This is a genomic window from Bradyrhizobium sp. NP1 (assembly GCF_030378205.1).
Classification (GTDB): Bacteria; Pseudomonadota; Alphaproteobacteria; order Rhizobiales; family Xanthobacteraceae; genus Bradyrhizobium.
On the sequence record NZ_CP127385.1, the window covers coordinates 6,812,779 to 6,833,080 of the forward strand.

Below are 20,302 nucleotides of genomic sequence, written 5' to 3' on the forward strand. Positions count from 1 at the left end.
CCGGGACACCAGCAAACCTGTTATTCCAGTGCCGCTTTTTCGATCTGAAGTTGCTGGGGTGAATTTGCGGCACCCGGTGCAGGAACTTCAGATCGGCGGCACTAGTCCTGCGGCAGGCCGGCCGCGGCGCGCGCCTCGCCGGTCAGCTCCAGGATGTGCAGGCCGGTATTGGCGCGGTCGACGATATAGACATAGCCGCGCTCGTCGGTCTCGACATTGTTGGTCTGGATCGCGACCTTGCAGCGGTCCTTGCCGTCGATGGTGACGCAACGCTTGTCGGTCTTGTCGGTGACCTGCGGGATGAAATAGCCCACTTCCTTCGGATGATAGGGATCGCGGATGTCGAGCGCACGCACGCCGGCATTGAAGAAGGCAATGAAGGCGAGCTTCTTGTAGTAGACCGGCGCCATGCTCTCGTTGGAGGAGTGCGCACCGAAGCGGCCGCCGCGTGCGCAGAAATTGCCGCTCGCTTCCGGCACGGTGTAGCTCGAGATCATCATCGGGGTCTTCTCGACGGTGACGTCGGCAAACCACACCATCTGCCGCGGCTCGGCGCATTCGTTGAGGATCGCTTCGTCGACGATCATGATGATGTCGCGCTTGGCCCCGTCCTTGTCGCGGGCGAATTCCGCGATCGGCATGCCGGGCATCGGAAAGACGGTATGCGCGCCGTTGAAGGCGGACATCGCCATGCGCGAGACTTCAGGATAGCGCAGATTGTCCGCTGTCGGCTCCCTCGGGCCGTTCAGCAGCTTCTCGCGATCGACGATCTGCAGGAAGCCGCCCTTGTTGGTGCCGTAGCCGAAATAGACGCGATTGCCGGAGGGACCGGTCGAGATCGGTCCGTGCAGCTCGGTCGGCACCGCGCCGGTTGCGCCCGGCTCCTGGCCCGGCAGGCCGAAATCGCGAATTTTTTGCGGATGCGCCGGATCGGAGAGATCATAGACCTGCGTCATGCGGCGCGTGCGCCAGTCCGGCGCACCCGACACGAGGTAGGCAATGCCGGTGTCGCATTCCCAGAAATTCTTGTGCGTGTCCTTCAGGCCTTCGCCGATATGGGTGACGAGAACCGGATTTGCGGGGTCGGCGACGTTCCAGATCTCATGCCCCTCGCTGCCGACGGCGCGCAGCATGTAGACCGCGCTGGGATCGCCCTTGGGCAGGCTCTTGCCGTCGCAGACGCGCACCATCTGCGCGCCGCCGGATTCGTATTTGCCCTCCTGTCCCGGGATATGGCGCAGATATTTGGGATGCGCGGGATCGGTGACGTCGACGATCGAGGTGCCGTTCGGCTCCTTCTTCCCCGTCATCGGATTGACGGGATCGGGGATGTCGTCAGTGCCGCCGTGGTGGCCGATATAGGCAATCCAGCGGTCGCCCTGTTGATGAATGGTCGGCTGGTAGGCGCTGCGCGCCTGCAGATCGCTGGTCCCAACCAGCTTCATGTTGGAGGCTTCGGGCTGTGCACCGACCGCCTGCTGCTGCGCCAGCGCGGCGCCGGAACCAGCCAAAAACCCGCACAGACCCAACGCGATAAAGACGCGACCCGTCATGACGCTCCCCAATCGTTCACAGCCAGTCTTCGCTGGCTCGGCCTCGATCTAGCATGTCGGGCGTCACTTGCGAAAACACGCCCTTGACATGCAACCATTTGGTTGCCTATTGTGAAGCCCATGGATGAAGTCTTCAAGGCACTGGCTGATCCCTCGCGGCGGTCGCTGTTGGACAGACTTCACGCCAGGAACGGACAGACCTTGAACGAGCTCTGCGAGGGCCTCGCCATGACCCGGCAGGCCGTGACCAAGCATCTCGTGATCCTCGAAGAGGCCAACCTGGTCACGACCTACAGGCACGGCCGCGAGAAGCTGCACTACCTGAACCCGGTCCCGATCCACCAGATCGGCGAGCGGTGGATCAAGAAGTTCGAGCGCGCCAAGCTGACCGCGCTCGGCGAATTGAAAAGGCAACTGGAGAAGCGCGATGAGTAAGCCTGAATTCGTCTACACGATCTATATCGCCTCGACGCCGGAGAAGGTGTTCGCGGCGCTGACGGATGCGGAGATGTCGAAGCGCTACTGGCACGGCAACTCCGTCGTCTCCGACTGGAAGATCGGCGCGCCCTTTGCGCTGCGGCTGGCCCGCCACGGCGGCGACGTCACCGGCGAGGTGCTCGAATATGATCCGCCGCGGCGCCTCGCCTACTCCTTCCGCGCCCATGACGGCTCCGACGGCGGCAGGGCCTCGCGCGTGACCTTCGATCTCGAACGCCAGCGCGACCAGGTGCGCCTCACCATCGTGCATGACGGGTTCGAGCCGGGAAGCGTGGTGCTGGAAAAGGTTTCCCGCGGCTGGCCGCTGATCCTCTCCAGCCTGAAGAGCTTCGTCGAGTGCGGCCGGGTACTGTACGCGCCCTGGTACGAAGACGACGAGGCCGCGCCGACGCACGCCGTGGGAGGTGCGCGATGAGCAAGCCGGAATTCGTCTACGTCACCTATATCGAGACCACGCCCGAAAAACTCTGGGACGCGCTGACCAATAGCGATTTCACCGAGCGCTACTGGTTCGGTTATCGCGCGACCTCCGACTGGAAGGCAGGATCGCCCTATCACATCGCCAAGGACGGCCAGCGCAGCGTTGAGGGCATGGTGCTGGTTTCGGATCGGCCGAACAAGCTCGTCTACGCCTGGGATGTGGTCAAATACGCCGACCGCGAACGCACCTCGCGCGTCACCTTCGACATCGAGCCGCGCGGCACCGTCGTCCAGCTCACGGTGACGCATGACGAGCTCGACGAGCGCGGCAGGACGCTGCGCGACATCTCCGGCGGATGGCCGATGGTGCTGGCGAGCCTGAAGAGTTTCCTGGAGACGGGCAAGCCGCTGCCGGCCGACCTGCCCTCGCGGGCCGCCTAGGAGCGCACCATGCGGAAGCCCGAATTCGTCTACGTCACCTATATCGAGACCACGCCCGAAAAATTGTGGGAGGCGCTGACCAGCAGCGAGTTCTCGCGGCGCTACTGGTTCGACACCGAGGTGCGCTCCGACTGGAAAGTGGGCTCACCGTTCGCGCTGGTCATGAACGGCAAGACCACGGACGTCGGAGAAATCCTCGAGGCCGACCGGCCGCGGCGGCTGTCCTACACGTTCCGCCACGTGCTCGACGAGACCCTAAGCAAGGAGCCGGCCTCCACCGTCGTGTTCAGCATCGAGCAACACGGCAGGCTGGTGAAGCTGACCTTGACCCACGAAGGTTTCGCTCCGGGCAGCAGCATGCTCGACAGCATTTCCAAGGGATGGCCGGCCATCCTGTCCAGCCTCAAGAGCCTGCTGGAAACCGGCGAACCGCTGATCATTCCCTTGATCGCGCTGGACATCGACGGCGTCGCCTGACCATGAAGTTCTATCGAAGGAGCCGAACCGACATGAACATCGGAGCATTCAAGCCGGCAATCGTCTACACGATCTACATCGCCTCCACGCCGGAGAAAGTCTGGCAAGCGCTGACCTCGGCCGAATTCAGCCGGAAATATTTCTTCGGCAATGCCGTCGAAGTCGAGCAGCGCGTCGGCGGCGCCTTCATCGTGCGCACGCCGGACGGCGCCCTTCACATCTCGGGCGAGGTGGTCGAATGTGATCCGCCGAAAAAGCTCACCGTGACCTTCAACGTCAACTGGCCGGGCCTGGTCGAGAAGCTGGGCCCCACCCTCGTCACCTACGCGATCGAGCAGGCTGGTGAATCGGTGAAGCTGACGCTGCTGCAATCGCACGACCGGCCGCTGAGCGACGACATCCTCTCCGGCGGCCGCGCAGGCTGGCCGGCGATCCTCTCCAGCCTGAAGAGCGTGCTGGAGACAGGCCAGCCGCTGGCGGTCAAGATGGAGCCGCCGCAGCGCATGCTGGCCGCGCTGAAGGAGCTCGGGATCCCGATGCCGTGAGCCGTCTCACGCCGGCAGCGGCGCGATGATCCGCCGGTAGAGATGCCAGGTGGTGTGGCCGAGCACCGGCACCGTGACCAATAACCCCAGGAAGTAGGGGATCGCGGACACGATCAGCAGGCAGACGACGACCGCGGCCCATCCGATCATGGGCAACGGGCTCGTCACCACGGCGCGCACGCTCGTGATCATCGCGGTGACGAAATCGACTTCGCGGTCGAGCAGCAGCGGAAACGAGACCACCGTCAGCGAAAACACGATCAGCGACAGCACCGCGCCGTCGAGATTGCCGATCACAAGGAACAGCAATCCCTCCCTGGTGGTGAGCACGACGTTGAGAAACTCCTGAAAGCTCGCGAACGAGACATTGAGCCCGAGCAGCAGCGCGATCAGCAGCCGGACCTGGTACATCCAGATCACGAAGACGAAGAGGGTGACGAAGGCCATCCAGCCGATCTCGCTGCGCGAGCGCACCGTCGACCAGATCTCGCGCAGCGAAATCGGACGGCCGGCCTCGCGGCAACGGCTCACCTGGTAAAGCCCGATCGCGACGAACGGGCCGATCAGCGCAAAGCCCGCGGCCAGGGGATACGCGAGGTAGACCATCCCGAAGGCGGTCAGGCTGAGCACGATAATGATGCCGCCCGCCGCATAGAGCGCGCCGAAGGCCAGGCCATAGAGCGGCGCGGCCTGGAAGTCGCGCAGCCCCTGCCCCAGCGCCTCCGCGATATCGGCAATCCCGATCCGGCGCACCACAGGATCGAGCTTGCCGGAAACCGATGCCATCGGCCTTGCTCCCGGCTCGTGTGACGATTGGCCGTATTGGGCGCTGGCTACCGCGAGCAGCGTTTGATCTGCGTCAAAAATCGGGCCGAACGTTCCGGAGGGCAGCGGATAAAAGGGAATTTAATGGGCGCGCATGGCGAGCGCACCTAACTCCCGGGGAAGGGTTCGGTGCAGTGCATTAGCCTGCGCACGGAACCGAGCGCTTGATCGGCACCGAGAGCGAGAATGATGACAAGACGATTGATGACGATTGCCGTGACCGCCGCGCTTGCGTCGAGCCTGTTTTCGGTCGCAGCCGTGGCGGGCAGCAGAGACCACCGCCAGCTTGCTGGAAACGGCATTGAGGAGCTCAGGTCCGGCTACCGCAGCTTCGGCGGCCGTGCCGATCCCCATTTGGATGACCACGATCGCGGCAGGATGCACTGCTATACCCCTCCCGAGATCTCAAAATATCCGCCATGGCCGCCATTCTGCGGCTAAAGCGCGATGAAATCAGGTTGAATCGTCATCGCGCTTTAGGTTCTTGCTCTAGGCACCTCCCGCTGCCGAGCCACAGGCCGCAAACCTGCCCATTCGATCAGAAGGCGATTTGGGTGCGCATCGCGATGGCATCGAATTTGGCGCCGGCATCGCCGGGGTTGGTCGGGCTGATCTGCCTCGCAATATTTCCGTGCAAATAGTCGATCATGAAGCGGACGTTGCGATTGACGTACCAGTTCAGCGCCGCGGTGTAGACGGTCTGGCGGCCGCCGGCGATACCGTTCGCCGTGCCGAGCTGATCGTTGAGGTCCATCGTGCTGACACGGCCGGCGATCTCCCAGGCGCCCCAGCCGCCGCCCGCCAGCGAGAACGGATTGTCCGGGATGACGCCATAGTAGGCTGCCGCCGACGGGTTGTATTTGTGGGTTTCGCCGGTCAGCACATAGCTCGCCTGCGCGTAGCCGCCTTCGAATTTCAGGCTTGGCGCGCCAAACGGCGGGAGCCCGGTCACGGCATTACGGTCGACGTTGAACCAGAAATACTCTCCCTGGAAGAACAGCGGTCCGTAGGTCGCGGCGGCCTCGACACCGTAAACCTGCGCGCCGGAGACGTTGGCGATGGCGCCGGTCGAGATCAGCTGGGTGGGGTCGATGCGCAGCTCCGGCCGATCGGTCAACGTCAGCGTCTGCGCATTGGAGATATTGTTGTGCGGCGGCCGAATCAGGAATTCGGCGCCCGCGCCGAGGTGAACCGAATAATTCGTGCCGCTCACGACCTGGCCCGCGACGCGGGCGACGGCGCCGAACTGCTCGCCGGTGCCGTTGGGGTTCACGCTGGACGCCGAGTGGATCGCGCCCGTGGTCGGACCCGTGGCATAGGCACCTGCCCAGAGCCTGTCGGTGAACCAGCGCGCGCCGACGGCGGAACGGAAATCGTCGGCGGCCATGGTGCTGGCGATGACCTGGGACGTGGCGCGCTCCATGAACGGGAAATCGTTCGAGCTCGTCGCCTCGCCGAGCGTGAAAGGCAGATCCATGACGCCGCCTTCGATGGCGAGCTGGCCGCCGAAGGGCCTGAATCCAGTGTAGCTCAGATAGGCGTTCTCGACGCCGGATACCGCGCCGCCGGGAAGAAAGCCGACCGGCACACCACCCGCCGAGGCGGTGCCGCCAAAACCGTCCGACGAACCGCCGAAGTCGTAGACCAGCGCGTAGTTCCAGTCGCCGGCGAACTTGCCGAGGACGCCGATGCGGGCGCGGCGCAGGTTGACCCCGTCGTCGAGCCGCTGCGGCGAGGTTGACGCGCTGTTCGGCCGATAGTCGTAGCCACCGACGTCGAAATGCACGCGGCTCGTTATCGCGACGCAATTCTGCTCGTCGGCGGTGCAGATGGTCGGCCGGTTGTTCGGCATCGTCACCACGACGTCGGACGGCGCCCGTGGCTTCATCGGAATGTCCGCCTTCGTTGGAATGGCGGCGTTGGCCGTCGTGACGGCAGCCTTGGCCTCCGCCTTGGCGCTTGCCGCGGCCTTGGCGCTCGCAGCACCCTGCTTTTCCAGTCGATCGAGCTTCTGCTCGAGCAGATGCAGCTGCTGCTTCAGGAGCGCAATCTCCGCGTCACTGTTCGCCGATTGCGCTGCGGCCGGTGATGCAGCCAAGGCTCCTACCCCGATGGCGCAAATGGTCGCCGTGGTCATTCTCCTTCTCATCGCCCTGTCCCTCCTTTGATCCTCGGCTCCCCATCGGCCGAAGGATCGAGATTCGGTACCTTATTATCGGGCGTGACCAGAGCCCAGCCGGTATCGAGGACGACGCGTCCGAACTCTTCGGAGGACCCAACGCCAAGCGCGCCCACGCCAAGGGGGCCAGCGGGCTCAGCGCGGAGGTATCGCCAGGCGATCATTTGCGGCCACCGCGAGGGAATAGCCGCCGGTGGCCGGGCACCGGCAGCCATTCCGGGCGCTTCAGGAGACAGGCAGTTTGAGCGTCAGCCCCGCGCGCGCAGCTCGCGCCGCAGCACCTTGCCGGTCGCCGTCATCGGCAGCGTCTCGGCGAACTGCACGAAGCGCGGATATTCGTGCGCGGCGAGCTGCACCTTGACGAAATCCTGGATCTCGCGCGCAAGCTGGTCGCTCGGCGCAAAGCCCGGGCGCAGCACGATCCAGGCCTTGATCGATTCGGTGCGGATCGGATCGGGGATGCCGACCACCGCGGCAAGCGCCACCGCGGGATGCTTGAGCAGCGTATCCTCGATCTCGGACGGGCCGACGCGATAGCCGGCGGTGGTGATGACGTCGTCCTCGCGGCTCATGTACCAGAAGTAGCCGTCTTCATCCTGGCGGCCGAGATCGCCGGTGAGCAGGAATTCGCCGGCATATTTCTTCGCGGTCGCTTCGGGATTGCGCCAGTATTCGAGCATGGTGACCGGGTTCGGCTGGCGCACGCCGATGATGCCGCGCATCCCGCGCGGCAGCTCATTGCCCCTGTCGTCGACGATACGCACGTCGAAGCCGGGCGTCGCCTTGCCCATCGAGCCCGGCCTGATCGGAAACAGTCTTGCGTTGCTGCCGACCACGAGGTTGCACTCGGTCTGGCCGTAGATCTCGTGCGCATCGATGCCGAAGGTTGCGCGCACCCAGTCCAGAAGTTCGGCGCCGAGCGACTCGCCGCCCGAGAAGATGCTGCGCAACTTCACGCCGCCATGCTTGACGTTGGCCTGCCGCATCAGCTTGAGCGCGGTCGGCGGCAGAAACACGTTGCACACGCCATGCGCGGCCATCAGCTGCATTGCCGCGTCAGGGTCGAACTTCTTCGCACGGTGGCCGACCACCGGCACGCCGTGATACCAGGCCGGAAACAGCGCGTCGAACAGTCCGCCGATCCAGGCCCAGTCGGCCGGCGTCCACATCACGTCGCCCGGCTTCGGAAAGAAATCATGGCACATCTCGACATTCGGCAGATGGCCGAGCACCACGCGATGGGCGTGCAGCGCGCCCTTGGGATTGCCTGTCGTGCCTGAGGTGTAGATGATGATGGCGGGATCGTCGCTCGACGTCTCGACGGTCGCAAAATCGTCCGATGCCGCATCGAGCGCCGACCAGAACGATTTTGCGCCAGCGCGCGCGGCGCCGATCACGTAGACATGGGCAAGCGCGGGCAGGCGGTCGCGGATCTTCGCAAGCTTCTCCCAGCCGGCCTCGTCGGTGACGACGGCCCTGGCGCCGGAATTCTTCAATCGGAATTCCAGCGCATCCTCGCCGAACAGCGCAAACAGCGGGATCGAGATCAGGCCGGAGCGGAATGCCGCCAGATGGGTGACCGGCAATTCCAGCGATTGCGACAGGAACACCGCGACGCGGTCGCCGCGCGAAAGCCCATCGGCCTTCAGCACATTGGCAAAGCGCCTCGACATCGCCGCGAGTTCGTCGAAGGAGGTCCGCGTCGCTCGACCATCCTCGTCGACATAGATCAGCGCGAGGTGCCCGCTGCCATCGGCATGGCGGTCGCAGCAGGCGGTCGCCATGTTGAAGCGCGCCGGAACCTCCCAGCGGAAATGGCCGTAGAGCTCGTCATAGGTGGCTGCTTCGGTGAGCATGGCGTTCCCCTTCCTTCGCCCCGCCCGTCTGCGCGGGCCGTGGTGAAGAAAACTCAGCCCGACAGCGCCGCCTTCACCAGCGGGCTCGCCTTGCCGAAATCCATCTGGCCGGAATATTTCGCCTTCAGCGCTGATATCACCTTGCCCATGTCCTTGACCCCGGCGGCGTTGGTCTCGGCGATGACGGCCAATATCGCGGCCTTCACCTCGTCCTCCGACATCTGTTTCGGGAGATAGGCCGAGATGATCGCGATCTCCTCGCGCTCCTGGGCGGCGAGCTCGGCGCGGCCGCCCTTGTCGTAGAGCTCGACCGCTTCCTGGCGCTGCTTGATCATCTTCTGGAACAGGCCGAGCAGGTCGGCATCTGGCAGTGGCGGCTTGCCTTGACCGCGCGCCTCGATGTCGGCGTTCTTGATGGTCGAATTGACCATGCGCAAGGTGGACAGCTTGCGCTCGTCCCTGGCCTTCATGGCCTCCTTGACCGCGTTGTTGATGTCGTCGCGCAGCATCCTCTGTCCTCTCGCTGTCCCAAGGCCTTGATCTAGTACCCGCTTTCCGAAGTTCGTAGGAGACTGCGGCATATTCCATTTGCGAACTTCGGAAAGCAAAGGGTACTAGCAAGCTTATGATTCTAGTACCGCTTTCGATTTGAAGTCCGCCCAGCCAATTCGTGGAAGCCCGTGAGGCGGACTTCAAATCGGCGGTACTAGGCCGTTCGCGGCGCCGAAACAACCGACGAAAGGCCTAGCCGCGCATCCATTCGGCGAGCGCGTCGCAGGTCGCCTGCGGCTGCTCCGGCTGCGGCAGGTGCCCGCAATCTTGCAGGATGACGAGCTTCGCGCCGTGGATGCCGTTCGCCATCTCGACCGACAGCATATTCGGGATGGTGTTGTCCTCGTCGCCGGTCAGCACCAGCGTCGGGCAGCGGATCCAGGCCAGCGCCGGCCGCGAGTCCGGCCGGCTCATGACCGCGGTCTGCTGGCGGATGAAGGCCTGCGGTCCGACGTCGTCGCCCATGTCATGAACCAGTTGACGCAAGGCGGCATCGCCCTGCCGCGACGGATGCACGAACCCGGCAAACAGCTCGTCGAGCACGGCGTGGTATTCGCCGTTTTGCGCCCGCGCCATCAGCGCGCGGCGGCGCGCGGTCGCCTCCGGCGTGTCGGGGCGCGCCTGGGTGTTGATCAGCGCGAGCTTGGCGACGCGGTCCGGCGCCTGGCGCATGATCTCGAAGGCGATGTAGCCGCCCATCGAATGGCCTGCGAGCGCGAAGCGCGGCGGCGCCTCGGCCAGAATGCGTCGCGCGATCGCGCCCATATTGTCGTCGCGGATGTGGTTGGCGATCGTCACCGGGCCGAACCGCCAGAGCGCCGGAATCACCGGCGCATAGATGCGCGGCGAAGAGACGAGGCCCGGAACGAGCAGGATCGGCATCGTGTTTTCCATGTCCGTCTCCGGGATTTAAGAAAATTCTTGCAGAAAACCGGCCGCAATCCGCGCCGGATGTAGATTAAAAGCCGCCTTTCGTCTGTCAAATGTGTCGCGCGTGCCGAGACGGGGCGCGCCAAAAGCAACAGGTCTCGCCATGGTCGACAGCAAAGCTCACGCCGACATTCGGCTCCTTGCCGCCGCCGACGCCGCCCCCTACCGCGAAATCAGGCTGGAGGCGCTCAGGCAGCATCCGGAGGCCTTCAGCAGCACGTTCGCGCGCGAAAACGAAAAGCCGCTGGCCTGGTTCGAGGAGCGGATCGCGCAAGGTGCGGTGTTCGGTGCTTTCGCGGCCAACCGGCTCGTCGGCGTTGCCGGGTTCTGGCAGAAGGACGGCGAAAAGGAGCGCCACAAGGCAGCCCTCTGGGGCATGTATGTGCGCCCCGCAGCGCGCCGGTCGGGCGTGGGCCGGCGCCTGGTCGAGGCGGTCCTGGCGCATGCCGCGAAGCTCGTCGAGCAGCTCCAACTCGCGGTGGTCAGCGGCAACGACGACGCGCTCCGGCTTTACCGGAACGCCGGCTTTGTCGAATACGGCCGTGAAATGAGGGCGTTAAGGCAGGACGGCCGGTATCTGGACGAGATCCTGATGGCCCGGTTCCTGAAGGAGCCGTCCTGAGCTCTGCGAAAGACGCATGTGAAATAGGGCCTTTGCGGCTTTGACGCTCGCGGCTTCGCCGACTATGTAAGGGGCTTATGACGACATCAGAAAACGACGCCGCCTGGCCGGACCACAAGCCGACCGCGCTCCTCGTGCTCGCCGATGGCACGGTGCTCGAAGGCTTCGGCCTGGGCGCCGAGGGCCAGGCCGTGGGCGAGGTCTGCTTCAACACCGCAATGACCGGCTATGAGGAGATTCTGACCGATCCCTCCTATGCCGGGCAGATCATCACCTTCACCTTCCCGCATATCGGCAATGTCGGCACCAACGACGACGACATCGAGACGGTGAACATGGCGGCAACGCCGGGTGCGCGCGGGGTGATCCTGCGCACCGTGATCACCGATCCCTCGAATTACCGCGCCACCCGCCACCTCGACCAGTGGCTGAAGGCGCGCGGCATCATTGGCCTTTCAGGCATCGACACTCGGGCGCTGACCGCGCTGATCCGCAGCAAGGGCATGCCCAATGCCGTGATCGCCCATAACCGCCACGGCGAGTTCGATCTGCACGGGCTCAAGGAAGAGGCCCGCGAATGGCCGGGTCTGGAGGGCATGGACCTGGTGCCGATGGTCACCTCCGGGCAGCGCTTCACCTGGGACGAGACGCCGTGGGCGTGGAATCAGGGCTTTGGCCGCCAGACCGAGCCCGAGTTCAACGTGGTCGCGGTCGACTACGGCATCAAGCGCAACATCCTGCGGCTGCTCGCCGGTGTCGGATGCAAGGTCACGGTGGTGCCGGCGACGACCTCGGCCGAGGACATTCTGGCGCTCAAGCCGGATGGCGTTTTCCTGAGCAACGGCCCCGGCGATCCCGCCGCGACCGGCAAATATGCCGTGCCCGTGATCCAGAAGGTGATCTCGTCGGGCACGCCGACGTTTGGAATCTGCCTCGGACACCAGATGCTCGGCCTCGCCGTCGGCGCGAAGACGAAGAAGATGCACCAGGGCCATCACGGCGCCAACCATCCGGTCAAGGACGAGACCACCGGCAAGGTCGAGATCACCTCGATGAACCACGGCTTTGCCGTGGACCAGGCGACGCTGCCCAAGGACGCGGTGCAGACCCACATCTCGCTGTTCGACGGCTCCAATTGCGGGCTGGCGCTGGAAGGCAAGCCGGTGTTTTCCGTGCAGTACCACCCGGAAGCGTCGCCGGGCCCGCGCGACTCGCACTATCTGTTCGACCGCTTCGCCGATCTGATGCGGAAGAAGAAGCGCGCGTAGCACAATCGTCATTGCCGGGCTCGACCCGGCAGTCCATCCTGTTTGAAAAAAGATGGATGCCCGGATCAAGTCCGGGCATGACGCTCCCTGGTGTTCGGAGGCCGTAAACTCCGATGGGAACTCCAGCCGCTGACTTCGGGTTGGTCCGCGAATAGTCTGTTCGCGGGAGAACGTCATGCCGGCCGTGCGCGAAAAGATCGAACCGCTCGCCATCGTCTTCGACGACGACGGCCTCGTGCCCAACAATCCCATGCCGTTCCTGGTCTACAAGGGCGCGGTCGCCGTCGACAACGCGCAGCCCGAAGAGACCATCGAAAAGCTGTTCGGCAGGAACGGCTGGGGCGACATGTGGCGCAACGGCGTCTACGACTATCTGCACTATCATTCGACCGTGCATGAGGCGCTCGGCGTCGCCCGCGGACATGCGCGGGTGCGCTTCGGCGGCGACGGCGGGCGCGAGCTTGAGATTTCAGCCGGCGACGTCGCGATCCTGCCCGCCGGCACCGGGCATCAGTGCCTCTCGGCGAGCCGCGATTTCTGCGTGATCGGCGCCTATCCGCCGGGAGCGAAAATGCAGATCACGCGCCCGACGCCTGAAAACCATGCCCGCGCGCTGAAGACGATTCCGCGAGTGGAGCTGCCGAAGACCGATCCGGTGCTCGGCGAGCATGGCGGGCTGGTAAAATCGTGGAAGCGCGGTTGACAAGACGTGCGGCTAAACCACGCCCCCCAAAAATGACCCTTGGCTGTTCCTCATTTTTCGTTTGTGCTAACGTGATACTCGCGGAGGTAGTCGAAATAGTCCTTCGAAGTCGCCTTCAACGACAGGCTTATCGCATCTAATTTCAGCGCCCCAGCCTCGATTCCCGCAGACGTCACGCGGCGTTCAATGCAGCCGACGCTACGTGTTCTCTTGCATGCGACCTCTCGCGCAGAAGCGTGAGGGCTTCCGAGACAAATCGAAGTCTTGCACAAGGATGGATGTCATGCGTATCCGCAAATTGAAACAGATTTTCGCAATCATCGCCGCCGCGACGGCCTTCCTTGCGACAGCTTCGCCGGCGGCGCGGGCCCAGCAGGCGGCGCCGATCACCGAGCAGGAGGCCCACGCCATCGCGGTGGACGCCTACGTCTACTTCTACTCCCTGATATCGATGGACCTGACGCGCAAGCAGTTCACCAACGGCACCACCGATTTCAAAGGCCCGATGAATACTTTCGTCAACGTACCGGAATACCCGCCGGCAGATTTCAAGGGCGTGGTGCGGTCGAACTTCGACACGCTCTATTCCGTGTCCTGGCTGGACATGACCAAGGAGCCGGTCATCATCTCGGTGCCGGATACCAATGGACGTTACTACCTGCTGCCGATGCTCGACATGTGGTCGGATGTGTTCGCATCGCCAGGCTGGCGGACGACGGGCACCAAGGCGGGGACCTTTCTGGTGACGCCTGCGGGCTGGCGGCCCGATCTGCGCGACAGGTTCGTTGACGAATTCAAGCTTCCGAAGGACACGCAGCGGATCGAAGCGCCGACGCCTTATGTCTGGGTGATCGGCCGCACCAAGACCGACGGCCCGCCGGACTACGATGCCGTCCATAAGATCCAGGCTGGCTACAAGGTCACACTGCTTTCCGAATACGGCAAAACGCCAAAACCGGTCGAATTCAAGCCGGACCCCAGCGTCGACATGAAGACGCCGCCAAAGATCCAGGTCGATTCGATGACGGCCGGCGTCTATTTCGCCTATGCCGCGGAACTGCTCAAGCTTCACCCGCCTCACATCACCGATGAGCCAATCATCGCGCAGATGAAGAAAATTGGAATCGAGCCCGGCAAGAGCTTTGACATCGGCAAGCTCGATCCGGTGGTGCAACGGGGGCTTGAGACCGCACCGCAGGATGGCCAAAAACTAATGGCCTGGAAAGTGCCGACGCTGGCGCGGGTCGCCAACGGCTGGTCGATGAACACCGATACGATGGGGGTCTACGGCAACTACTACCTGAAACGGGCGATTGTCTCGCAGGTGGGACTTGGCGCCAACCTGCCGGAGGACGCCATTTACCCCCTCAACCTCGGTGACGAGGCCGGCAAACCGCTCGATGGCGCCAACAAGTACATCATCACATTTGCGAACGGCGCTGCCCCGCCGGTCAATGCGTTCTGGTCGATCACCCTGTACGACCCGGAAGGATTCCAGGTCGGCAACGCGTTGAATCGTTTTACCGTCAGCAGCTGGATGCCGTTCAAGTACAACGCGGACGGCTCTCTCGATCTCTACTTCCAGAACGAGTCACCGGGCAAGGACAGGGAAGCCAACTGGCTTCCGGCGCCGAAGGGAGCCTTCAATCTGACCATGCGGCTCTACAGCCCGAAGTCGGAAGCGCTGACCGGGAAGTGGAATCCCCCGCCGGTCGTGAAGACCGCGACAACGGTCGGTCTGTCGGCTCAATGAAGCTGACATGAGCGCCGGCGCTCGACTACCCGAACGCGGTCGGCCTGTCGGCGGACGGCCGTGACGGCGGCATCCTCGAAGCTGCTCCCCTCTGAGAAGGGAAGGATCACGCCGCGTTACTGCCTTCCTGGCGGCTCGCCTCGAACAGGAACCAGGTGCGCCGCTCGGTCTCGTCGATGAAGGTCTCGAGCAGGCCGGCGGTGCCGGAATCCTCGTGCTCGTCGCAGAGCTTGTGCGCCTTGCGCATGCTGGCGGCGATGTGCTTGTTGTCCTCCATCAGCTCGCGCAGCATCTCGCGCGGCGGGACATAGTCCTCGTCATTGTCACTGATGGTCTGCAGCTTGGCGACCTGGCCGATCGAGCGCAGCGTGGTGCCGCCAAGCTTGCGCACCCGCTCGGCAAGCTGGTCGGTGGTCGCGAAGATCGCTTCCGACTGCTCGTCGAGCATCAGGTGGTAGTCGTGGAAATGACGGCCGCTGACATGCCAATGGAAGTTCTTGGTCTTCAGATAGAGCGCGAAGGCATCGGCCAGCAGCGTGTTCAGCGCCGTCGATATCTTGTCGACTGCGGCCGGCGGCAAGTCGGTCGGGGTGTCGAGGTCGGGAGAAACTTTATCGGACTTGGCTTTGCTCACGATGGACCTTCCTGTAAGGAACCGGGCGATGGACAGGGTGCCCCTGCCCGTTAACGCCTGTTCTGGGGACCGGTTCCTGAGCCGGAACCCCCCACTTTTTCCGGACCCTCCACGTCATGGACGAATGGATCGATTATTACGATTCCACGCATACGATTTATGTGAGCAAGCGCCATCGCGACCTGCATTTCGAGATCATCGCGCGCGACATTATCGGCTACATCTCCTCCCCCGAGGCCACCGTGCTCGACTATGCGTGCGGCGAGGCGCTGTCGGCCGCCCGGGTCGCGGAGGCTTGCGGCAAGCTGTTCCTGGCGGAGCCTGCGCCTGGCGTGCGCGGGCGGCTGATCGCCCGCTTTGCCCCCAACACCAAGATCCGGGTGCGCTCGCTGGACGACGTGCGCAAGATGCAGCCGGATTCGCTTGATCTGGTCGTCATGAACTCGGTCGTCCAGTACATGACGGCAGCCGAATTCGACGCGGCGCTGGCCGTGATGAAGCGGCTGCTCAAGCCGTCGGGACGCCTCGTCCTCGGCGACATCCTGCGGCCCGAGGTCGGCATGCTCACCGACGTGTTCGCACTGCTGCGCTTTGGCGCCCGCCACGGCTTTCTGAAGGACGCGCTGAAGGGACTGATCTCCACCGCGCTTTCCGATTATCGGCAATTGCGCTCGCGCATCGGCCTGCAGCGCTACAGCGAAGCCGATATCAAGGCCAAACTAGCGAAAGCAGGATTCACCGCTTCGCGGGCCCCCTTCAACATCGGTCACAACCCCTCGCGCATGACCTTCGTGGCGCGGCATGCGTTTTGAGCTGCTTTGTTAGGGTTAATCGCCGTCAAGCATGGCCGCGCGGCGTGTGATCGGCCATGATCGGCCCCGGCCCGGTGGCGGAATGCTCAACGCGGGGGCGGTGCAACGCCCTTTTTCCTGGTTCAAGTCCAGGCCGGGCCTCCAGCCTTCGCTGGCTTCGCCTGCTTCGGCCCGCCGGGCCCCATTTCGCGAAGGCTGCCGCGGCATAGCCTCCAAGAGCGCGTTTGCGCGAATCCTCGACGCACTGTGTGGGCAAAGCCGGGCTCGATCCGGGCTGCTCGCGCCCTAAAGCGCCAAAATGCCGGTTGATGGGGCCCCTAAAACCCTTTCGCGGCTGCGAAATCTGGTCTAAAGACCACCCGCGCGCGAGGGAAACCCTCACGCTGTAGCTCAAGGGGACGCGCGGCAGGCGCGCCCTTTTTTTGTGCCCGATTTCCACCCGCGAGACTTGATGCCCAAACGAACCGATATCTCCACCATCCTGATCATCGGCGCCGGTCCCATCGTGATCGGCCAGGCCTGCGAATTCGACTATTCGGGCACCCAGGCGGTGAAGGCGCTGAAGGAGGAGGGCTACCGCGTCGTCCTGGTCAATTCCAATCCGGCGACCATCATGACCGATCCGGAATTGGCTGATGCGACCTATCTCGAGCCGATCACGCCCGACATCGTCGCCAAGATCATCGAGAAGGAACGCCATGTCGTTCCCGGCGGCTTCGCGCTGCTGCCGACCATGGGCGGACAGACCGCGCTCAACTGCGCGCTGTCGCTGCGCCGCCAGGGCACGCTTGCCAAGTTCGACGTCGAGATGATCGGCGCCACCGCCGACGCGATCGACAAGGCCGAGGACCGCCAGCTTTTCCGCAACGCCATGGAAAAGATCGGCCTGCAGACGCCGAAGTCGCGGCTCGCCAACGCATCAGGCCTGAAGAAGTCCGACCGCGACCGGTATCTCGCCGACCACGAGAAGCTGTCGGGCAGCGCGCTCGAAGAGTTCGAGCGGCAATGGACGCTCGGCGAGAACGAGCGGCGCAAGCGCTACCAGCAGCAGGCGCTCGCCGAAGCGCTGATGGCGCTCTCCGAGATCGGCCTGCCCGCAATCATCCGCCCCTCCTTCACCATGGGCGGCACCGGCGGCGGCATCGCCTACAACAAAGAGGAATTCCTCGACATTGTCGAGCGCGGGCTCGACGCCTCCCCCACCAACGAGGTGCTGATCGAGGAATCCGTTCTCGGCTGGAAAGAGTTCGAGATGGAGGTGGTGCGCGACAAGAAGGACAATTGCATCATCGTCTGCTCGATCGAGAACCTCGATCCGATGGGCGTGCACACCGGCGATTCCATCACCGTGGCGCCGGCGCTGACCTTGACCGACAAGGAATACCAGATCATGCGCGACGCCTCGCTCGCGGTGCTGCGCGAGATCGGGGTGGAGACCGGCGGCTCCAACGTGCAGTTCGGCGTCAACCCCGCCGACGGCCGCATGGTGGTGATCGAGATGAACCCGCGGGTGTCGCGCTCGTCCGCGCTCGCCTCGAAAGCGACAGGCTTTCCGATCGCCAAGGTCGCAGCCAAGCTCGCGGTCGGCTACACGCTCGACGAGATCGCCAACGACATCACCGGCGGCGCGACGCCGGCCTCGTTCGAGCCGACCATCGACTACGTGGTGACGAAGATCCCGCGCTTCGCGTTCGAGAAATTCCCCGGCGCCTCCACCACGCTGACCACCTCGATGAAGTCGGTCGGCGAGGTGATGGCGATCGGCCGCACCTTCCAGGAAAGCCTGCAGAAGGCGCTGCGCGGGCTGGAGACCGGCCTGACCGGCCTCGACGAGATCGACATCGAGGGGCTGGGGCGCGGCGACGACAAGAACGCGATCCGCGCGGCGCTCGGCACACCGACGCCGAATCGCATCCTGCAGGTCGCGCAGGCGATGCGGCTCGGCTGGTCGAACGAGGACATCTTCAATTCCTGCAAGATCGATCCCTGGTTCCTCGCCGAGATGCGCGGCATCGTCGAGATCGAGCAGAAGGTCCGGCGGCACGGCCTGCCGGGCAACGCGTTCGGGATGCGGCAGCTCAAGGCGATGGGCTTTTCCGACGCGCGGCTCGCGGTGCTCTCCGAGACCACGGAGGCCGAGGTCACCGCGAAGCGCCACGCGCTCGGCGTGCGCCCGGTGTTCAAGCGCATCGACACCTGCGCCGCGGAGTTCGCCTCCCCCACCGCCTACATGTATTCGAGCTACGAGTCCCCGTTCGCAGGTCCCCCGGTTGACGAGAGCGCGCCCTCGGACAAGAACAAGATCATCATCCTCGGCGGCGGACCGAACCGGATCGGCCAGGGCATCGAGTTCGATTATTGCTGCTGCCATGCCTGCTTCGCGCTGCACGACGCCGGCTATGAGAGCATCATGATCAACTGCAACCCGGAGACGGTGTCGACCGACTACGACACCGCCGACCGGCTGTATTTCGAGCCGCTCACCGCCGAGGACGTGCTGGAGATCATCGACAACGAACGGCGGAACGGCACGCTGCACGGCGTGATCGTGCAGTTCGGCGGCCAGACCCCGCTCAAGCTTGCGCACGCGCTGCAGGCCGCCGATGTGCCGATCCTCGGCACCTCGCCCGACGCCATCGATCTCGCCGAAGACCGCGACCGCTTCAAGCGCGTGCTCGACAAGCTGCATCTGAAGCAGCCCAAGAACGGCATCGCCTATTCGGTCGAGCAGGCGCGACTGGTCGCCGCCGATCTCGGCCTGCCGCTGGTGGTGCGCCCGTCCTACGTGCTTGGCGGCCGCGCCATGCAGATCATCCGCGAGGACAACCAGCTCTCCGATTACCTGCTCGGCACGCTGCCGGAGCTGGTGCCGGCCGACGTCAAGGCGCGCTATCCGAACGACAAGACCGGGCAGATCAACACCGTGCTCGGCAAGAACCCGCTGCTGTTCGACCGCTATCTGTCCGACGCCACCGAGATCGACGTCGACTGCCTCTGCGACGGCCAGGACACCTTCGTGGTCGGCATCATGGAGCATATCGAGGAGGCCGGCATCCATTCCGGCGATTCCGCCTGCTCGCTGCCGCCGCATTCGCTCGACGCCGCAACCATCGCCGAGCTCGAGCGGCAGACGCGTGAACTGGCGCTCGGGCTCGACGTGATCGGGCTGATGAACGTGCAGTACGCGATCAAGGACGGCGATATCTACGTGCTCGAGGTCAACCCGCGCGCCTCGCGCACCGTGCCGTTCGTCGCCAAGGTGGTCGGCACGCCGGTCGCCAAGATCGCGGCCAGGATCATGGCCGGCGAGAAGCTCGCCGATTTCGGCCTGAAGAAGAAGAAGCTCGGCCATGTCGGCGTCAAGGAATCCGTCTTCCCGTTCGCGCGCTTCCCTGGCGTCGACACCGTGCTCGGTCCGGAGATGCGCTCGACCGGCGAGGTGATGGGCATCGACCGCTCCTTCGAGGTCGCATTCGCGAAAAGCCAGCTCGGCGGCGGCACGCGCGTGCCGCGCAAGGGCACCGTGTTCGTCTCGGTGCGCGATAGCGACAAGAACCGCGTCACGGACGCGGTGCGGCTGCTCTACGCGCTCGGCTTCAAGGTGATGGCGACCTCGGGCACCCAGCGCTTCCTCGCCGACTGCGGCGTGCCGACCGACAAGGTCAACAAGGTGCTGGAGGGCCGGCCGCATATCGTCGACGCCATCACCAATGGCGACGTCCAGCTCGTCTTCAACACCACCGAGGGCCCGCAGGCGCTCGCCGACAGCCGTTCACTGCGGCGTGCTGCCCTCTTGCATAAAGTGCCGTATTACACCACTCTTTCAGGTGCCGTGGCCGCAGCCCAAGGCATCCGCGCCTACAGGGACGGAGACCTTGAGGTACGCACGCTGCAGAGCTATTTTTCTGAAGATTGATCATTAGCGGGCCGTCGAGCCCGCTAAATGATTGAGAATCAAGCCCGTCGGCTGGAACCCACCGCCAGTGGTCCGGTTCTAACATTCGCGTCCCGCCTCGGCAGGCGTCTTTGCGAATGCTGGAATCAAAGGACCACTGGAAAATGTCAGGTTCTGGTGGAGTGTTGGATTTGGCATTCGCATCGCGAATGCGCGGCAAGTTCCTTGCGAATGCCAAATCCGCTCCACCAGCATGGATGTTGAATCGGCCCTCCCGCAGGGCTGAAAATTGATAGGCTCAAGGGCTGTGTTCGCAGCCGCGAAAGCCTAGGCTGGAAG

General features: G+C 64.1%; 19 protein-coding genes and 1 tRNA gene. 13 read left to right on the plus strand and 7 right to left on the minus strand.

Annotated features, from left to right (window positions below; translation table 11 throughout):
• Nucleotides 1-101: 101 nt before the first annotated feature.
• Nucleotides 102-1,553 (minus strand): LVIVD repeat-containing protein, encoded by a 1,452-nt coding sequence (locus tag QOU61_RS32935; protein ID WP_289655341.1) that lies wholly within the window; start codon nt 1,551-1,553, stop codon nt 102-104.
• Between the two features lie 120 nt (nt 1,554-1,673).
• On the opposite strand from QOU61_RS32935, the gene QOU61_RS32940 reads away from it, so the two are divergent.
• From QOU61_RS32940 to QOU61_RS32960, 5 genes are read left to right on the plus strand one after another with little or no spacing between them, the layout of a single operon-like run.
• Nucleotides 1,674-1,988 (plus strand): ArsR/SmtB family transcription factor, encoded by a 315-nt coding sequence (locus tag QOU61_RS32940; protein WP_289655342.1) that lies wholly within the window; start codon nt 1,674-1,676, stop codon nt 1,986-1,988.
• Nucleotides 1,981-2,466 carry an SRPBCC family protein gene (locus tag QOU61_RS32945; protein ID WP_289655343.1) on the plus strand — a complete coding sequence of 162 codons (486 nt, stop codon included), beginning with the start codon at nt 1,981-1,983 and terminating at the stop codon, nt 2,464-2,466. Before QOU61_RS32940 ends, QOU61_RS32945 begins: the two co-directional genes overlap by 8 nt.
• Nucleotides 2,463-2,912, plus strand: coding sequence for an SRPBCC family protein (locus QOU61_RS32950; RefSeq protein ID WP_289655344.1), 450 nt, complete (start codon nt 2,463-2,465; stop codon nt 2,910-2,912). Before QOU61_RS32945 ends, QOU61_RS32950 begins: the two co-directional genes overlap by 4 nt.
• Nucleotides 2,913-2,921: 9 nt before the next feature.
• The gene (locus tag QOU61_RS32955; protein WP_289655346.1) at nt 2,922-3,389 is read left to right on the plus strand and encodes an SRPBCC family protein; all 468 of its coding nucleotides are present in this window, start codon (nt 2,922-2,924) and stop codon (nt 3,387-3,389) included.
• 32 nt (nt 3,390-3,421) lie between these two features.
• Complete coding sequence (locus QOU61_RS32960; RefSeq protein WP_289655347.1) at nt 3,422-3,934, plus strand: SRPBCC family protein; 513 nt, start codon at nt 3,422-3,424, stop codon at nt 3,932-3,934.
• Nucleotides 3,935-3,940: 6 nt separating this feature from the next.
• On the opposite strand, the gene QOU61_RS32965 is transcribed toward QOU61_RS32960, so the two are convergent.
• Entirely contained in the window at nt 3,941-4,720 is a 780-nt protein-coding gene (locus QOU61_RS32965; RefSeq protein WP_289655348.1) for a DUF2189 domain-containing protein, read from the minus strand.
• 225 nt (nt 4,721-4,945) lie between these two features.
• Between QOU61_RS32965 and QOU61_RS32970 the strand changes: the two genes are divergently transcribed.
• Complete coding sequence (locus tag QOU61_RS32970; RefSeq protein ID WP_289655349.1) at nt 4,946-5,200, plus strand: hypothetical protein; 255 nt, start codon at nt 4,946-4,948, stop codon at nt 5,198-5,200.
• A gap of 97 nt (nt 5,201-5,297) precedes the next feature.
• Here the strand turns inward: QOU61_RS32970 and QOU61_RS32975 are convergent, their stop codons facing one another.
• From QOU61_RS32975 to QOU61_RS32990, 4 genes are all read right to left on the minus strand, one after another.
• Nucleotides 5,298-6,896, minus strand: a complete 1,599-nt coding sequence (locus tag QOU61_RS32975) for an OprO/OprP family phosphate-selective porin (RefSeq protein WP_289655350.1) — start codon at nt 6,894-6,896, stop codon at nt 5,298-5,300.
• A gap of 290 nt (nt 6,897-7,186) precedes the next feature.
• Nucleotides 7,187-8,794 carry an acyl-CoA synthetase gene (locus QOU61_RS32980; protein WP_289655351.1) on the minus strand — a complete coding sequence of 536 codons (1,608 nt, stop codon included), beginning with the start codon at nt 8,792-8,794 and terminating at the stop codon, nt 7,187-7,189.
• A gap of 53 nt (nt 8,795-8,847) precedes the next feature.
• The gene (locus QOU61_RS32985; protein WP_289655352.1) at nt 8,848-9,303 is read right to left on the minus strand and encodes a GatB/YqeY domain-containing protein; all 456 of its coding nucleotides are present in this window, start codon (nt 9,301-9,303) and stop codon (nt 8,848-8,850) included.
• 235 nt (nt 9,304-9,538) lie between these two features.
• Complete coding sequence (locus QOU61_RS32990; protein WP_289655353.1) at nt 9,539-10,240, minus strand: alpha/beta fold hydrolase; 702 nt, start codon at nt 10,238-10,240, stop codon at nt 9,539-9,541.
• A gap of 139 nt (nt 10,241-10,379) precedes the next feature.
• On the opposite strand from QOU61_RS32990, the gene QOU61_RS32995 reads away from it, so the two are divergent.
• From QOU61_RS32995 to QOU61_RS33010, 4 genes are all read left to right on the plus strand, one after another.
• Nucleotides 10,380-10,898 carry a GNAT family N-acetyltransferase gene (locus QOU61_RS32995; protein ID WP_289655354.1) on the plus strand — a complete coding sequence of 173 codons (519 nt, stop codon included), beginning with the start codon at nt 10,380-10,382 and terminating at the stop codon, nt 10,896-10,898.
• A gap of 77 nt (nt 10,899-10,975) precedes the next feature.
• Nucleotides 10,976-12,166 carry a glutamine-hydrolyzing carbamoyl-phosphate synthase small subunit gene (gene carA, locus QOU61_RS33000; RefSeq protein WP_289655355.1) on the plus strand — a complete coding sequence of 397 codons (1,191 nt, stop codon included), beginning with the start codon at nt 10,976-10,978 and terminating at the stop codon, nt 12,164-12,166.
• 175 nt (nt 12,167-12,341) lie between these two features.
• Nucleotides 12,342-12,869: a hypothetical protein gene (locus QOU61_RS33005; RefSeq protein ID WP_289655356.1), complete on the plus strand. Its 528-nt coding sequence runs from the start codon at nt 12,342-12,344 to the stop codon at nt 12,867-12,869.
• A 283-nt stretch (nt 12,870-13,152) separates the two neighbouring features.
• Nucleotides 13,153-14,622, plus strand: a complete 1,470-nt coding sequence (locus QOU61_RS33010) for a DUF1254 domain-containing protein (protein ID WP_289655357.1) — start codon at nt 13,153-13,155, stop codon at nt 14,620-14,622.
• Nucleotides 14,623-14,728: 106 nt separating this feature from the next.
• Here QOU61_RS33010 and QOU61_RS33015 read toward each other — a convergent pair whose 3' ends face one another.
• Nucleotides 14,729-15,256 carry a Dps family protein gene (locus QOU61_RS33015; RefSeq protein WP_289655358.1) on the minus strand — a complete coding sequence of 176 codons (528 nt, stop codon included), beginning with the start codon at nt 15,254-15,256 and terminating at the stop codon, nt 14,729-14,731.
• A 116-nt stretch (nt 15,257-15,372) separates the two neighbouring features.
• Between QOU61_RS33015 and QOU61_RS33020 the strand changes: the two genes are divergently transcribed.
• The 3 genes from QOU61_RS33020 to carB all read left to right on the plus strand — a co-directional run bounded on the left by QOU61_RS33020 (nt 15,373) and on the right by carB (nt 19,984).
• Nucleotides 15,373-16,068, plus strand: a complete 696-nt coding sequence (locus QOU61_RS33020) for a class I SAM-dependent methyltransferase (protein WP_289655359.1) — start codon at nt 15,373-15,375, stop codon at nt 16,066-16,068.
• Between the two features lie 68 nt (nt 16,069-16,136).
• Nucleotides 16,137-16,212, plus strand: a tRNA-OTHER gene (locus tag QOU61_RS33025).
• Between the two features lie 307 nt (nt 16,213-16,519).
• Nucleotides 16,520-19,984, plus strand: a complete 3,465-nt coding sequence (gene carB, locus QOU61_RS33030; protein ID WP_289655360.1) for a carbamoyl-phosphate synthase large subunit — start codon at nt 16,520-16,522, stop codon at nt 19,982-19,984.
• Nucleotides 19,985-20,302 lie beyond the last annotated feature (318 nt).

Bases quoted from the DNA above. Each gene is read 5' to 3' on its own strand.
- QOU61_RS32955 (WP_289655346.1), top strand. From the start codon at position 2,922: ATGCGGAAGCCCGAATTCGTCTACGTCACCTATATCGAGACCACGCCC.
- QOU61_RS33005 (WP_289655356.1), top strand. From the start codon at position 12,342: ATGCCGGCCGTGCGCGAAAAGATCGAACCGCTCGCCATCGTCTTCGAC.
- carB (WP_289655360.1), top strand. From the start codon at position 16,520: ATGCCCAAACGAACCGATATCTCCACCATCCTGATCATCGGCGCCGGT.
- carA (WP_289655355.1), top strand. From the start codon at position 10,976: ATGACGACATCAGAAAACGACGCCGCCTGGCCGGACCACAAGCCGACC.
- QOU61_RS32985 (WP_289655352.1), bottom strand. From the start codon at position 9,303: ATGCTGCGCGACGACATCAACAACGCGGTCAAGGAGGCCATGAAGGCC.
- QOU61_RS32970 (WP_289655349.1), top strand. From the start codon at position 4,946: ATGATGACAAGACGATTGATGACGATTGCCGTGACCGCCGCGCTTGCG.
- QOU61_RS32975 (WP_289655350.1), bottom strand. From the start codon at position 6,896: ATGACCACGGCGACCATTTGCGCCATCGGGGTAGGAGCCTTGGCTGCA.
- QOU61_RS32950 (WP_289655344.1), top strand. From the start codon at position 2,463: ATGAGCAAGCCGGAATTCGTCTACGTCACCTATATCGAGACCACGCCC.
- QOU61_RS32980 (WP_289655351.1), bottom strand. From the start codon at position 8,794: ATGCTCACCGAAGCAGCCACCTATGACGAGCTCTACGGCCATTTCCGC.
- QOU61_RS33010 (WP_289655357.1), top strand. From the start codon at position 13,153: ATGCGTATCCGCAAATTGAAACAGATTTTCGCAATCATCGCCGCCGCG.
- QOU61_RS33020 (WP_289655359.1), top strand. From the start codon at position 15,373: ATGGACGAATGGATCGATTATTACGATTCCACGCATACGATTTATGTG.
- QOU61_RS32995 (WP_289655354.1), top strand. From the start codon at position 10,380: ATGGTCGACAGCAAAGCTCACGCCGACATTCGGCTCCTTGCCGCCGCC.
- QOU61_RS32945 (WP_289655343.1), top strand. From the start codon at position 1,981: ATGAGTAAGCCTGAATTCGTCTACACGATCTATATCGCCTCGACGCCG.
- QOU61_RS32940 (WP_289655342.1), top strand. From the start codon at position 1,674: ATGGATGAAGTCTTCAAGGCACTGGCTGATCCCTCGCGGCGGTCGCTG.
- QOU61_RS32935 (WP_289655341.1), bottom strand. From the start codon at position 1,553: ATGACGGGTCGCGTCTTTATCGCGTTGGGTCTGTGCGGGTTTTTGGCT.
- QOU61_RS32990 (WP_289655353.1), bottom strand. From the start codon at position 10,240: ATGGAAAACACGATGCCGATCCTGCTCGTTCCGGGCCTCGTCTCTTCG.
- QOU61_RS32960 (WP_289655347.1), top strand. From the start codon at position 3,422: ATGAACATCGGAGCATTCAAGCCGGCAATCGTCTACACGATCTACATC.
- QOU61_RS32965 (WP_289655348.1), bottom strand. From the start codon at position 4,720: ATGGCATCGGTTTCCGGCAAGCTCGATCCTGTGGTGCGCCGGATCGGG.